The 13,270-nt window shown below is 57.7% G+C and carries 12 protein-coding genes; 6 read left to right on the forward strand and 6 right to left on the reverse strand.

Annotated features, from left to right (window positions below):
• Nucleotides 1–147 precede the first annotated feature (147 nt).
• The 3 genes from GVK32_RS19325 (at nucleotide 148) to GVK32_RS19335 (ending at nucleotide 2,489) form a co-directional block, all read left to right on the forward strand.
• Nucleotides 148–1,794: a Na+/H+ antiporter gene (locus GVK32_RS19325; protein WP_159871871.1), complete on the forward strand. Its 1,647-nt coding sequence runs from the start codon at nucleotides 148–150 to the stop codon at nucleotides 1,792–1,794.
• Nucleotides 1,795–2,068: 274 nt separating this feature from the next.
• Nucleotides 2,069–2,227, forward strand: a complete 159-nt coding sequence (locus GVK32_RS19330) for an HNH endonuclease signature motif containing protein (RefSeq protein WP_304623250.1) — start codon at nucleotides 2,069–2,071, stop codon at nucleotides 2,225–2,227.
• A gap of 1 nt (nucleotide 2,228) precedes the next feature.
• A complete protein-coding gene (locus GVK32_RS19335) occupies nucleotides 2,229–2,489 on the forward strand; it encodes a bacteriocin immunity protein (RefSeq protein WP_159871874.1) in 261 nt (86 codons plus the stop codon).
• Nucleotides 2,490–2,882: 393 nt separating this feature from the next.
• On the opposite strand, the gene GVK32_RS19340 is transcribed toward GVK32_RS19335, so the two are convergent.
• Nucleotides 2,883–3,752: a LysR family transcriptional regulator gene (locus tag GVK32_RS19340; protein WP_159871877.1), complete on the reverse strand. Its 870-nt coding sequence runs from the start codon at nucleotides 3,750–3,752 to the stop codon at nucleotides 2,883–2,885.
• 103 nt (nucleotides 3,753–3,855) lie between these two features.
• Between GVK32_RS19340 and GVK32_RS19345 the strand changes: the two genes are divergently transcribed.
• Both GVK32_RS19345 and GVK32_RS19350 read left to right on the forward strand, forming a co-directional pair.
• Nucleotides 3,856–4,266: a CidA/LrgA family protein gene (locus GVK32_RS19345; protein WP_159871880.1), complete on the forward strand. Its 411-nt coding sequence runs from the start codon at nucleotides 3,856–3,858 to the stop codon at nucleotides 4,264–4,266.
• The gene (locus tag GVK32_RS19350; RefSeq protein WP_041143637.1) at nucleotides 4,259–4,948 is read left to right on the forward strand and encodes an LrgB family protein; all 690 of its coding nucleotides are present in this window, start codon (nucleotides 4,259–4,261) and stop codon (nucleotides 4,946–4,948) included. Before GVK32_RS19345 ends, GVK32_RS19350 begins: the two co-directional genes overlap by 8 nt.
• A gap of 33 nt (nucleotides 4,949–4,981) precedes the next feature.
• On the opposite strand, the gene actP is transcribed toward GVK32_RS19350, so the two are convergent.
• The 3 genes from actP to acs form a co-directional block, all read right to left on the reverse strand.
• The gene (gene actP / locus GVK32_RS19355; RefSeq protein ID WP_159871883.1) at nucleotides 4,982–6,631 is read right to left on the reverse strand and encodes a cation/acetate symporter ActP; all 1,650 of its coding nucleotides are present in this window, start codon (nucleotides 6,629–6,631) and stop codon (nucleotides 4,982–4,984) included.
• Nucleotides 6,628–6,942, reverse strand: coding sequence for a DUF485 domain-containing protein (locus GVK32_RS19360; RefSeq protein ID WP_041143639.1), 315 nt, complete (start codon nucleotides 6,940–6,942; stop codon nucleotides 6,628–6,630). The genes actP and GVK32_RS19360 overlap by 4 nt, the downstream gene beginning before the upstream one ends.
• Nucleotides 6,943–7,129: 187 nt before the next feature.
• On the reverse strand, nucleotides 7,130–9,088 hold the full coding sequence (gene acs / locus GVK32_RS19365; protein WP_159871886.1) for an acetate--CoA ligase: 1,959 nt from the start codon (nucleotides 9,086–9,088) through the stop codon (nucleotides 7,130–7,132).
• A gap of 414 nt (nucleotides 9,089–9,502) precedes the next feature.
• Here acs and gltP point away from each other — a divergent pair, with 414 nt between their 5' ends.
• On the forward strand, nucleotides 9,503–10,813 hold the full coding sequence (gltP, locus tag GVK32_RS19370) for a glutamate/aspartate:proton symporter GltP (RefSeq protein WP_041143641.1): 1,311 nt from the start codon (nucleotides 9,503–9,505) through the stop codon (nucleotides 10,811–10,813).
• A 908-nt stretch (nucleotides 10,814–11,721) separates the two neighbouring features.
• Here gltP and GVK32_RS19375 read toward each other — a convergent pair.
• On the reverse strand, nucleotides 11,722–12,405 hold the full coding sequence (locus GVK32_RS19375; protein WP_159871889.1) for a tetratricopeptide repeat protein: 684 nt from the start codon (nucleotides 12,403–12,405) through the stop codon (nucleotides 11,722–11,724).
• Nucleotides 12,406–12,593: 188 nt separating this feature from the next.
• A partial coding sequence (locus GVK32_RS19380; RefSeq protein ID WP_304623252.1) for a molybdopterin oxidoreductase family protein occupies nucleotides 12,594–13,270 on the reverse strand: 677 nt, incomplete at its 5' end.

The following is a 13,270-nucleotide window of genomic DNA, read 5'->3' on the forward strand; positions in this document are numbered from 1 at the left end:
CGATTTATGCTGACAGCGGGCGGCTCAGGCCGCCCGTTTAATTTTTAAGCCACATCCTGTTTCCTTTTGCGTTAATCTGGGTAGCGTATTATTTAGAGACATGACGCCTCAGATGTAAAAAAAGAAAACGCAGCAAACAGGGAACACATGGAAATATTCTTTACCATACTCATCATGACCCTCGTGGTCTCTCTCTCCGGGGTGATTACACGCGTACTGCCCTTTCAGGTTCCACTACCTTTAATCCAAATCGCCATCGGCGCGCTGCTGGCCTGGCCTACCTTCGGGCTGCACGTCGAATTCGACCCCGAGCTCTTCCTGGTCCTCTTTATTCCGCCGCTGCTTTTTGCCGACGGCTGGAAGACGCCGACCCGCGAGTTCATTGAGCACGGACGAGAGATTTTTGGCCTCGCGCTGGCGCTGGTGCTGGTGACGGTGGTGGGCATCGGCTACCTCATCTACTGGATAGTCCCGGGCATTCCGCTGATCCCGGCCTTTGCGCTGGCGGCGGTGCTGTCGCCAACCGATGCGGTGGCGCTCTCCGGGATTGTCGGCGAAGGGAGGATCCCGAAAAAAATTATGGGGATACTGCAGGGCGAAGCGTTGATGAACGACGCCTCCGGCCTGGTCTCGCTGAAGTTTGCCGTCGCGGTGGCGATGGGTACGATGGTCTTTACCGTTGGTGGAGCGACCGTCGAGTTCTTCAAGGTCGCGATAGGCGGCATCCTCGCCGGTTTTGTCGTCAGCTGGCTCTACGGGCGCTCGATGCGCTTCCTCAGTCGCTGGGGCGGCGATGAGCCGGCAACGCAGATTGTGCTGCTGTTCCTGCTGCCGTTTGCTTCCTACCTGATCGCTGAACATATTGGTTTTTCCGGGATTCTGGCCGCGGTCGCGGCGGGGATGACCATCACCCGTTCCGGGGTGATGCGCACCGCGCCGCTGGCGATGCGCCTGCGCGCCAACAGCACCTGGGCGATGCTGGAGTTCGTGTTTAACGGCATGGTGTTCCTGCTGTTAGGCCTGCAGCTGCCGGATATCCTGTCGAGCTCGCTGGTGGCGGCGGAGGCGGATCCCAACGTCGAAACCTGGATGCTGTTTACCGATATTATCCTGATTTACGCAGCCCTGATGCTGGTCCGTTTTGGCTGGCTGTGGACGATGCGCAAGCTCAGCCAGCGCTTCCTGAAGAAGAAGCCGATGGAGTTTGGCTCCTGGACAACCCGCGAGCTGCTGATCTCCTCGGTGGCCGGGGTGCGCGGGGCGATTACCCTCGCCGGCGTGCTGTCGATACCGCTGCTGCTGCCGAGCGGCGACGTTTTCCCTGCGCGCTATGAGCTGGTGTTCCTTGCCGCCGGGGTCATCCTGTTCTCACTGTTTGTCGGCGTGATTGCGCTACCGATCCTGCTGCGCCACATTGAGTCGACCGACCATGTCCAGCAGCGTAAAGAGGAGCGCCTGGCGCGCGCCGCAACCGCGGACGTGGCGATCGTGGCGATTCAAAAAATGGAGGAGCGGCTGGCGGCAGATACCAAAGAGAATATCGATAACCAGCTGCTGACGGAGGTCAGCTCGCGGGTGATCGGTAACCTGCGGCGGCGGGTTGACGGGCGCAACGACGTGGAAACCTCCATCCTCGAAGAGCAGCTTGAGCGCCGCTTCCGCCTGGCGGCGCTGCGCTCAGAACGCGGGGAGCTATACCACCTGCGTGCCACCCGGCAGATCAGCAACGAGACGCTGCAGAAGATGTTGCACGATCTTGACCTGCTGGAAGCGCTGTTAATCGAAGATCAGTAACTCCGTACCTGTTCCCCGGAGGCGGCGCCTGACGCGCCTTGTCCGGGCTACCGTCCCTCAGACTGTAGCCCGGGTAAGGCGTTTACGCCGCAACCCGGGAGCTCACTCCAAACTGACCCCTGCCACAAAGCGGCATTCCCGTTAGCGGGTAAATACGAATGAGTCTCATCTGTTGACGGCCTTCAGGAACAGAGTAAGGTTATTTTTATACTGTATATTTATGCAGTATAAATGAAACCACAAATACACTGAACCAGCAAAAAAGGACCTTACGATGGCTGAACAGAAAACTAACGCTCAGGTAGGGGGAAGAACTCGTTATGAGCTTCATCATGTTAAACCGATCAGTGAAGGTGGTGCTGTTTACGATATTGATGGGATTCGTGTAACCACTCCAAAACGCCATATTGAACTTCATAAGAAGGATAAATGAGATGGAAAAGAAAACGATTTCTGATTATACCGAGGCTGAATTCTTGGATTTCGTTAGGAAAATTTGTTTGGTTTCCGACTATAAAACGGAAGATGAGCATACTAATGCTGTTTTGAAATTCGAAGCGTTATCTGAGCACCCTGACGGATCAGACCTTATTTATTATCCGAAAGATGGTCAGGATGACAGTCCGGAAGGTATCGTAAAAGAGGTTAAAGAATGGCGAGCTAAAAACGGAAAATTAGGATTTAAGAAAGCCTGATTTTTACAGACAGCGCCATCCTTCCGGGTGGCGTTTTTCAACTGTGAGTTAACTCCATTCGATAAGGATACAGAAGCTACATCAACCGGCAGGATGAGGGCTTCTGATCCTCGACAACGTCTCCTGAAATAATATCCTACCCTCACCGCCAGAACCGCATTCAGCACCAGCTGGAGTTGAAGTGGTTTACTGAATTTGGCCACCTGAACAGAGGTGATATGCTCACCTCTTAACAACGGAATAGCCACGGTTTTCGTAGCCATTTTTCATCGTATGTAAATATGTATTAATTTCCGCTCCTCGCTCAAAGCTGCCTGTCAAAGTGGTCAAGCTCTACCACAGCTCAGAGGTACAAAAAACCACCTTAACGTACAATAATTTTCGATATCCAAACTAACCCCTACTACACTCCAGCCATGCCCGCGCGCTGTGCGACATATACACGCCCTCCCGCCAAATCATCCCCAATTCCCAACGCAGCTCGCTCTGCAGCGGGATCGTGCAAAAATGCCGGGCGTCGAGGCGCTCACAAATCGGCTGAGGCAGGATAGCCACGCCAATTCCCGCCTGAACCATCGCGGCGAGGAAGTCCCACTGTCCGCTGCGCACCGCGATGCGGGGCTTGACGTCATGGTCGGTAAACAGCTGCATCAGCTGCTGGCTGAGGGCGAAATCTTCGTTATAGATAACCAGTGGATGGGCGGCGAGCGCCTGCGGCGACAGCGAGCTCATCGCCTTCCACTGCGCCGTTCTCGGCGCCAGCACGCACAGCGAATGGTTGAACAGCGGCAGCGTCGCCAGGCCACTCTCCTCATCGACCGGCAGCGCCGTCATGGCCAGATCCAGCTCGCCGTCGCTGACCGCCTGCTGCACGGTCAGACCGCCGAACTCGGCAATTTTCAGCTCCACGCCCGGATAGCGCTGACGAAACAGGCCGATCGGCTCGGCCATCAGCATCCCGACCATCGGCGGGATCCCCAGCCGCAGAATGCCCTTATGCAGGTGGTTAATATCGCTAAGCTCGGATTCAAGCTGGCGGAATTCGCCCAAAATCGCCTGCCCACGCTCGAAAACCACCCGGCCGGTATCGGTTAGCAGCAGCCGGCGGCCGTCGCGAATAAGCAGCGTACAGTTGAGCTCATCTTCGAGGTTTTTTAGCATCTTGCTGATGGTGGGCTGCGTGACGAACAGTTTCTCCGCCGCGCGGGTGAAGCTCTGCTGGCGGACGACTTCGACAAAATAACGCAGCGTGCGGATATCCATAATTATTCCCTGAGACTATACCTGTGATGATTTTAATTCATTTCTGTCCAACCTGGCGGCTCACTATACTGCTCGCCTGGCTTCTTTTTCAGGAATATCGCTCATGGCCTCCGTGCCAGCTCGCGTTACCCCCTTCGTTATGCAACGCCTTCAGGTACCGGTTCAGGTACTGGTTTATGCCGGACTCTTTGTCTGCGCTCAATATCTGGTTAACTGGCTGCACCTGCCGCTCCCGGCAAATCTGGTCGGCATGCTGATGCTGCTGGCGCTTATCGTCTGTCGGATTATCCCGCTGAAGTGGGTGCGCGCCGGCGCCCGCTGGCTGCTGGCAGAAATGCTGCTGTTCTTCGTGCCGGCGGTGGTGGCGGTGGTCAACTACACCCAGCTGCTGATGGTGGACGGCTGGCGTATTCTGCTGGTGATCGCGCTGAGCACGACGCTGGTGCTGGGCGCCACGGCGTGGGTGGTGGATAAAGTTTATCGCTATGAAATAAGCAGGATGAAGCATGAGTGATCTCCATCTGAGCATTCTGTGCCTGATCGTAACGCTGGTGCTCTATTTTGCCAATAAACGCCTCTATCGCCGCTTTCACAAGCTGCCGCTGATGCCGCTGGTTTTTACCCCAATCCTGCTGGTGCTGATTCTGGTCTTTGGCCATATTTCATATCAAAGCTATATGGGCGAAGCCCACTGGCTGCTGTGGCTGCTGGGGCCGGCGACCATCGCTTTCGCCGTGCCGGTGTATGACAACCTGGCGATTATTAAGCGCCACTGGATGTCGCTGAGCGCCGGGGTGGTGACGGCCTCAATCGTGGCGGTCTGCAGCTCGGTCTGGCTGGCGCGCCTGTTCACCCTTTCCGATGAGATTCAGCGCAGCCTGGCGGTGCGTTCGGTCACCACGCCTTTTGCGCTGGCCGCGGCCCGGCCTCTCGGCGGTCAGCCGGATCTGGTCGCGCTGTTCGTGGTGGTCACCGGGGTCTTTGGTATGGCGATCGGCGATGTGCTGTTTTTGCGCCTGTCGATTCGTGAAGGGATGGCGAAAGGGGCGGGCTTTGGCGCCGCCTCGCACGGTGCCGGGACCGCTCGCTCCTACGAGCTCGGGCCGCAGGAGGGCGTTGTCGCCAGCCTGGTGATGATGCTATCTGGGGTGGTGATGGTGCTGGCGGCGCCGCTGGTGCGCCTGCTGATGTTCTGATGAACCCCGGCCGAACGGCCGGGGTTAAGCGGCTTAATGCGCCTGGCCGCGTTCGATACCGATACCGGTCTGTGAACGGATAAACTGGGCGCGGAACAGCTCGCGTTCGCGCTGCCCGTCCGCCGAGTTATCGGTGGCGGAGAAGAACCAGATACCGATAAAGGCAACGGCAATCGAGAACAGCGCCGGATACTCGTACGGGAAGACCGCCTTCGCATGGCCGAGGATCTGTACCCAAATCGTCGGGCCGAGGATCATCAGGATTACGGCGGTCAGCAGCCCCAGCCAGCCGCCAATCATCGCCCCGCGGGTGGTCAACTTCGACCAGTACATCGACAGCAGAATGATAGGGAAGTTACAGCTGGCGGCAATCGAGAACGCCAGTCCGACCATAAAGGCAATGTTCTGATTTTCGAACAGGATCCCCAGCAGAATGGCGACCACGCCGAGGATCATCACGGTGATTTTCGATACCCGCAGCTCGTCGCGCTCGCTGGCGCCCTTACGGAAGACGTTGGCGTAAAGGTCGTGGGAGACCGCCGAGGCCCCGGCCAGGGTGAGGCCTGCAACCACCGCAAGAATGGTGGCGAAGGCCACGGCCGAAATAAAGCCGAGGAACAGATTACCGCCCACCGCGTCAGCGAGGTGCACCGCCGCCATGTTGTTGCCGCCGATAAGCGCGCCCGCAGCGTCTTTAAACGCCGGATTTGCGCCAACCAGCATAATTGCGCCGAAGCCGATAATAAAGGTCAGGATGTAGAAATAGCCCATAAAACCGGTGGCGTAGAATACGCTTTTACGCGCTTCGCGCGCATCGCTCACGGTGAAGAAGCGCATCAGAATATGCGGCAGGCCGGCGGTACCGAACATCAGCCCCAGCCCAAGCGACAGCGCCGATATCGGGTCTTTCACCAGTCCACCAGGGCTCATGATCGCCACCCCTTTTGGATGGACCGCCATCGCTTCGCTGAACAGGTTATTGAAGCTGAAGCCGACGTGCTTCATGACCATAAAGGCCATAAAGCTGGCGCCGCACAGCAGCAGAACCGCCTTAATGATCTGTACCCAGGTGGTCGCCAGCATGCCGCCAAACAGCACGTACAGCACCATCAGCACGCCGACCAGCACCACCGCAACGTGGTAGTTAAGGCCGAACAGCAGCTGGATAAGCTTGCCCGCGCCGACCATCTGCGCAATCAGGTACAGCGCCACCACCACCAGCGAACCGCAGGCGGAGAGGGTACGGATTGGCCCCTGCTTCAGGCGATAGGAGGCGACGTCGGCAAAGGTATAGCGTCCGAGGTTGCGCAGGCGTTCGGCAATCAGGAACAGAATAATCGGCCAGCCGACCAGGAAGCCGAGGGAGTAAATCAGCCCATCGTAGCCGGAGGTATAAACCAGCGCGGAAATCCCGAGGAAGGAGGCGGCGGACATAAAGTCGCCGGCAATCGCCAGCCCGTTCTGGAAGCCGGTGATGTTCCCCCCGGCGGTATAGTAATCGCTGCGCGAGCGTACCCGTTTTGACGCCCAGTACGTGATATAGAGCGTCAGGGCGACGAAGATCAGGAACATGATAATCGCCTGCCAGTTTGTCGGCTGGCGCTGGACCGCGCCGGCGATCGTATCGGCCGCGTTTGCGGCAGCCGGGAGCGTGGCGGCAAGCGCCGTCAGAACTTTCTTCATGATGCCTGCACCTCTTTGAGAATGCTTTTCGTCAGACGATCGAATTCGCCGTTGGCCCGCCAGACGTAAACGCCGGTGAGCAGGAAGGAGATAACGATGACGCCGATGCCGATGGGGATGCCGCGGGTGACGCTGGTTCCCGCGTGCAGCGGCGTACCCAGCCAGCCGGGGGCAAAGGCGATAAGCAAAATGAAGCCGACATAGATAACCAGCATGATCAGTGACAAGATGGCGGCAAACCTTTGCCGGGTTGCAACTAACTCCCTGAAATTCGCACTATTTTCTATCCGCTGACAAATTTGATCATTCATCACAGCGTCTCCAGAGGTATTCCTTTCGTCATCCACGCGCGAGACGTCGGCAGCACGCGTCCGCCCGACGGTAAACCGTCGGGAATCTGCCTGCTTACCGCTTTCCTGCTGCCTGGAATCCTTAGGAAGGTTTTATGTTTATCTCCTCTCCCCGATTGAGGAGAGGGTGTAGGGATTCAGTACGTATTTACGACGGCATTGCGATGGACTGCTTCTCTTCGAGCAGTTTTTCCACCACGCCAGGATCGGCGAGCGTTGAGGTATCGCCGAGGTTGCTGGTGTCACCGGCGGCAATCTTGCGCAGGATGCGGCGCATGATTTTACCGGAGCGGGTTTTCGGTAACGAATCGGTCCAGTGCAGCACGTCCGGGGTGGCCAGCGGGCCTATCTCTTTACGCACCCAGTTGCGCACTTCCGCGTACAGCTCCGGCGTCGGCTCTTCACCGTGATTCAGCGTCACGTAGGCGTAAATGGCCTGACCTTTGATGTTATGCGGGATGCCGACCACCGCCGCTTCGGCGATTTTCGGGTGTGAAACCAGCGCCGATTCAATTTCTGCGGTGCCCAGACGGTGGCCGGAAACGTTCAGCACGTCGTCCACGCGGCCGGTTATCCAGTAATAGCCATCCTCGTCACGACGCGCGCCGTCGCCGCTGAAGTACATGTTTTTAAAGGTGGAGAAGTAGGTTTGCTCGAAGCGCTCGTGGTCGCCGAACAGGGTACGCGCCTGACCAGGCCAGGAGTCGGCGATGGCCAGGTTGCCCTCGGTGGCCCCTTCCAGCGGCGTGCCTTCGTTATCGACGATTACCGGCTGAACGCCGAAGAACGGACGGGTGGCGGAGCCGGCCTTCAGCTCAATGGCGCCCGGCAGCGGAGTGATCATAAAGCCGCCGGTTTCGGTCTGCCACCAGGTGTCCATCACCGGGCATTTCTCGTTGCCGATTTTCTTCCAGTACCACTCCCAGGCTTCCGGGTTGATTGGCTCGCCGACGGATCCCAGAATGCGCAGGGAAGAGCGGTCGGTGCCTTCGATAGCCTTATCACCCTCGGCCATCAGCGCGCGAATCGCCGTCGGCGCGGTATACAGGATGTTGACCTGGTGTTTATCCACCACCTGGCACATGCGCGCCGGAGTCGGCCAGTTTGGTACCCCTTCGAACATCAGCGTCGTCGCGCCGCAGGCCAGCGGGCCGTACAGCAGGTAGCTGTGGCCGGTTACCCAGCCCACGTCGGCGGTGCACCAGTAGATATCGCCAGGATGATAGTCGAATACGTATTTGAAGGTCGTTGCCGCATACACCAGGTAGCCCCCGGTGGTGTGCAGGACGCCTTTCGGCTTGCCGGTTGAGCCTGAGGTATAGAGGATAAACAGCGGGTCTTCGGCGTTCATCTCTTCCGGCTGGTGCTGGTCGCTGGCGTTTTCCAGCAGATCGCTCCACCACAGGTCGCGACCCTCGTGCCATTCCGTTTTGCCCCCGGTGCGCTTGAGGACGACCACGTTTTCAATAGTGGTAACGTTAGGATTTTTCAGCGCGTCATCGACGTTTTTCTTCAGCGGAATGGCGCGACCGGCACGCAGGCCCTCATCGGCGGTGATCACCAGCCGCGAGCTGGAGTCGATGATGCGTCCGGCAACCGCTTCCGGCGAGAAGCCGCCGAAAATAACCGAGTGGATGGCGCCAATGCGCGCGCAGGCCAGCATAGCGACCGCCGCTTCGGGCACCATTGGCATATAGATAGCCACGACGTCGCCTTTTTTAATCCCGAGGCCGAGCAGGGCGTTGGCAAAGCGGCACACGTCGCGATGCAGCTCGCGATAGGTAATTTTCTTGCTCTGGCTGGCGTCGTCGCCTTCCCAGATGATGGCCGTCTGCTCGCCGCGCTCCGCGAGGTGGCGATCGAGACAGTTGGCCGCCAGGTTTAGCGTTCCGTCCTCATACCATTTGATAGAGACGTTGCCCGGGGCAAACGAGGTGTTCTTCACGCGCGTATAGGGCCGCATCCAGTCGAGAATTTTTCCCTGCTCGCCCCAGTACGCGTCGGGGTCGGTCACGGATTGTTGATACTGCGCCTTGTACTGTTCCGGGTTAATCAGGCAGCTGTCCGCAATATTTGCGGGAATAGAGTGTTTATGTATTTGGCTCATGGCTTTTTTTCTCCTGTAGGTTGTTAAATATATGTCAAATAAACGTTAATAGTAGGGGCTTTGCGCGCTTTGTTTGCTATTTGGGGGACAGATCACGCATTAATTCAACTGAATGAAAATCAATCAAATGAAACTTTTAAGTGCAATAATTCCGGTAATGAATTTATAGAAACGGAAGTTATTAAAATTTTTTTATAACAAATACTTATGCAACATAAGTGGGGGGAATGAGCGGATTCATGCATAAACTCAGAGTAAAGGCCTGTTCTTAAAGGCTTGCGTAGCATGCCGTGCAAATGATACTCATACCGCGCGTTAAAAAACCCCATAGAGCAACGCAACACAATTCATACCCCTTTCAGTGGGTATCATTACCTCCGGTAATGGTGCCTTTCATTGAGGAAGTCTGTAGTGATGAAAAAAACAAAAGTCAGCCTGGCCTGGCAAATTTTGCTGGCCCTGGTGCTGGGCATACTCCTGGGCAGTTATCTGCATTACCATGCCGAAAGCCGTGATTGGTTAATCTCGAACCTCCTGACGCCTGCGGGCGACATCTTTATCCACCTGATTAAAATGATCGTGGTGCCGATTGTGATTTCGACGCTGATCGTCGGGATTGCGGGCGTCGGCGACGCTAAGCAGCTGGGGCGTATTGGTGCCAAAACGATTATCTATTTTGAAGTGATCACCACGGTGGCGATTGTGCTGGGGATCACCCTGGCCAACGTTTTCCAGCCGGGCACCGGCATTGATATGTCGCAGCTGGCGGCGGTCGATATTTCGAAATACCAAAGTACGACGGCGGAAGTGCAAAGCCACGCGCACGGGCTGATGGGGACGATTTTGTCGCTGGTGCCGACCAATATCGTCGCCTCGATGGCAAAGGGCGATATGCTGCCGATTATCTTCTTCTCGGTGCTGTTCGGTCTGGGCCTCTCCTCGCTGCCGGCCACGCATCGTGAGCCGCTGGTGACCGTTTTCCGCTCCATTTCCGAGACCATGTTCAAAGTGACGCACATGGTGATGCGCTACGCGCCGGTCGGGGTGTTCGCGCTGATCTCCGTGACCGTCGCTACCTTCGGCTTCGCCTCCCTGTGGCCGCTGGCCAAGCTGGTGATTTTGGTCTATTTCGCGATTCTGTTCTTTGCGCTGGTGGTGCTGGGGCTGGTCGCACGGGTCTGCGGCCTGAGCATCTGGACCCTGATTCGTATCCTCAAAGACGAGCTGATCCTCGCGTACTCTACCGCCAGCTCCGAGAGCGTGCTGCCGCGTATTATTGAGAAGATGGAGGCCTACGGCGCGCCGGCCTCAATTACCAGCTTCGTGGTGCCGACCGGCTACTCCTTTAACCTCGACGGTTCGACGTTATACCAGAGTATTGCGGCGATCTTTATCGCCCAGCTGTACGGGATTGACCTGTCGCTGTGGCAGGAGATTACCCTGGTGCTGACGCTGATGGTGACCTCGAAAGGGATTGCCGGCGTGCCGGGCGTCTCCTTTGTGGTGCTGCTGGCGACGCTGGGCAGCGTCGGGATCCCGCTGGAAGGTCTGGCCTTTATTGCCGGCGTTGACCGTATCCTCGATATGGCGCGTACCGCGCTGAACGTGGTGGGGAATGCCCTGGCGGTGCTGGTTATCGCCAAGTGGGAGCACAAATTTGACCGTAAGAAAGCGCTGGCGTACGAGCGTGAAGTGCTGGGCAAATTTGATAAGACCGCGCAATAAACGCGTAATGAAATAGCAAAACCGGCGCCCTGCGCCGGTTTTTTTATCGTGGGGCAGGGGATTTCAGATAACGGTGGTTTGGGCGAAGGCCGTTTTCAACTTGTTCTGCAAAATGCGCCGTTCATATTCCGTGTAATGTTCCGTTCACGATGAATCCAGCGCTTTTCTGATACCCGCTGCGGGTGAACGGCACGGGGGGCGTTTCGCCCGCCCCCGTGGCCCCCGGCATGGCGCTGAAAACTGCCGCTGCGCGGTACGCTCCACTCCGGCTTCATCTGGCGGACCGGGCAGGACTCGACGTCCCTGTCTCGACCTGCCTCTCTGACCGCCTTATTCGTCCATCCATGGGACTCACCCCTTCGGGGCCGACGTTAACGTCGTTCAAAAACGCTCCCGGCGTTTTTGTCCTGGCGGCCAGTCCTGGATGCGCGCCTGCGTTCCCGCCAGTTTTCTTGATGCGCCTTAACCCCCCTCGCTGTCAGCCCGTAGATACCAGCAGCCAAATCATTGCTGAAGGCTTTTTCAGCAATGACCATGCAGGCATGAGGCATCGGGATATGCAGCAGGGGGGTTGGGCCGGCTAAAAATCGCTGAGGCGCAGGCGGCTGGCCGGGGCCGCCTGCATGGATGCTGGCGGAGGCAAGCCTTACAGGGAAGTTACCTCTTGCCGTCCCCGAAAAGCCAGACGGCGGAGATGAAGGTATCGCGCAGCGACGATTTTTCTTGCCGGGATGCCGGGTCCCCAGGGCCGGGCGAAACCGGCCCTGGGCCGTTCACGTATGCCGCAGGAAACAGAAGTATGCGAGACCAATGGTGAACGGAACATTCCGCCGTAGCCTGGCATAGCGCATATCAGCGATCCGCCCTTCGCCCAAACCACCGTAAAAAGCCATCCGGGCGCGAAGAGTTTACCCCCTGGTTATCCGCTCAAACTCCTCGCATCCGGTATCAAACCCCTCCTGGCAGCTGACGTTCAGCCAGTGCAGGGCCTTCTGCTGATTGGGCTCGATAAAGCCTTTCTCCCCCTGCTGGAACATCATCCCCGCCCAGTACTCGGCGTAGCCGGTGCGGGACAGCGAGGAGCTGCGTTTAAAATAGAGCGTGGCCGCGGCTTCATCTTCCGCAATCTGCACGCCGCTGGCGTAAATCAGCCCGAGCAGCATCTGCGCGTCAACGGCGGAGTCGCTTTCCGGATCCAGGGCCGCGTCCTGCAGCAGGGTGATGGCGTGCGAATAGTCCGGCTTGCCGGCCTGATGATTGACCAGCACCCGGGCAAGGACGATCTCCCCGGCCTTACTTCCCGCCTGTACCGACTTTTCCGCCAGCTGCCTGGCCTGCTTGTAATCGGCGTTCTGCGGGTTGCGGATCTTCAACTGCGCCAACAGCGCCAGCGCGTCGCCATCGCCGTTTTCCGCCGACTTCTGCGCCCAGTATTCGGCCTGCGGGTAATCGCCGGAGCTGACGTAGGTATCGGCGAGATAGTACTGTGCGCGCGGGTCGCCCGATTCAGCCTGCTGTTTGTACTGACTGCCTGGTTCCATGGCGCCTGCGGCGAGGGAGACCAGCGCCAGCAATAAATAGAGGTATTTCATTTTTTATTATCTATTAGGGATACAGCTAACAGTATAAAGGGAGGCGTAAGAGAAGAAAATGACAGGCGCTAAGCAGGAGTGATGAAACCGGGGCGATAAATGTGTCCCGCCGCTGAGCGTTGCGCCAGCGGGGGACCGGTCCGTCGCCCGGAAAAGCGCAGCGCGCCCCTCCGGGAAAGCGGTCTGACTTAGCCCATCGCGCTTTCGCGCAGGCGGGCTTTTAGCTTACTGTACTCATCAATCACGTACTGTTCGGCGGCGCGCTGGTCGGCAATCCTCTCAATGTTAACCGCGCAGTACTTGTACTCCGGCGTTTTAGTTATCGGGCTCAGGTTCTCGGTTACCAGCTCGTTGCAGGCGCCAATCCACCACTGGTACGTCATATAGACCGCCCCCTTATTCGGCCGCTCGCTAACCTGCGCGCGGGTTATGATGCGGCCCTTACGTGAGTTAACCCACACCAGCGCCTCATCCTCGATACCCAGACGCGCGGCGTCGGCGGTGTTGATTTGCGCATAGCCAGGTTCATCCGCCAGCGCCGCCAGCGCCGCACAGTTGCCGGTCATCGAACGACACGAATAGTGGCCGACTTCACGCACCGTGGAGAGCACCATCGGGTACTCGTCGGTCAGCTTGTCAATCGGCGCAACCCAGTCGCAGGTATAGAACTGCGCCAGGCCGTTCGGGGTATCAAACTTCTCTTTAAACAGATAAGAGGTCCCCTGATCGGCATCGGACTCGTCGCGGCACGGCCACATGATGTAACCCAGTTCGCCCATCTTCTCGTAGGTGGCGCCGTAAAAGTCCGGACACAGATGGCGCAGCTCGTTCCAGATCTCCTGGGTGTTGCTGTAGCGCATCGGGT

The organism is Klebsiella sp. 18074 (genome assembly GCF_902705905.1).
Taxonomy (GTDB): Bacteria; Pseudomonadota; Gammaproteobacteria; order Enterobacterales; family Enterobacteriaceae; genus Klebsiella; species Klebsiella terrigena.

What these genes read in the sequence shown, in the direction of transcription:
- GVK32_RS19325 (WP_159871871.1), top strand. Translation starts at nt 148, where the DNA reads ATGGAAATATTCTTTACCATACTCATCATGACCCTCGTGGTCTCTCTC.
- GVK32_RS19330 (WP_304623250.1), top strand. Translation starts at nt 2,069, where the DNA reads ATGGCTGAACAGAAAACTAACGCTCAGGTAGGGGGAAGAACTCGTTAT.
- GVK32_RS19335 (WP_159871874.1), top strand. Translation starts at nt 2,229, where the DNA reads ATGGAAAAGAAAACGATTTCTGATTATACCGAGGCTGAATTCTTGGAT.
- GVK32_RS19340 (WP_159871877.1), bottom strand. Translation starts at nt 3,752, where the DNA reads ATGGATATCCGCACGCTGCGTTATTTTGTCGAAGTCGTCCGCCAGCAG.
- GVK32_RS19345 (WP_159871880.1), top strand. Translation starts at nt 3,856, where the DNA reads ATGGCCTCCGTGCCAGCTCGCGTTACCCCCTTCGTTATGCAACGCCTT.
- GVK32_RS19350 (WP_041143637.1), top strand. Translation starts at nt 4,259, where the DNA reads ATGAGTGATCTCCATCTGAGCATTCTGTGCCTGATCGTAACGCTGGTG.
- actP (WP_159871883.1), bottom strand. Translation starts at nt 6,631, where the DNA reads ATGAAGAAAGTTCTGACGGCGCTTGCCGCCACGCTCCCGGCTGCCGCA.
- GVK32_RS19360 (WP_041143639.1), bottom strand. Translation starts at nt 6,942, where the DNA reads ATGAATGATCAAATTTGTCAGCGGATAGAAAATAGTGCGAATTTCAGG.
- acs (WP_159871886.1), bottom strand. Translation starts at nt 9,088, where the DNA reads ATGAGCCAAATACATAAACACTCTATTCCCGCAAATATTGCGGACAGC.
- gltP (WP_041143641.1), top strand. Translation starts at nt 9,503, where the DNA reads ATGAAAAAAACAAAAGTCAGCCTGGCCTGGCAAATTTTGCTGGCCCTG.
- GVK32_RS19375 (WP_159871889.1), bottom strand. Translation starts at nt 12,405, where the DNA reads ATGAAATACCTCTATTTATTGCTGGCGCTGGTCTCCCTCGCCGCAGGC.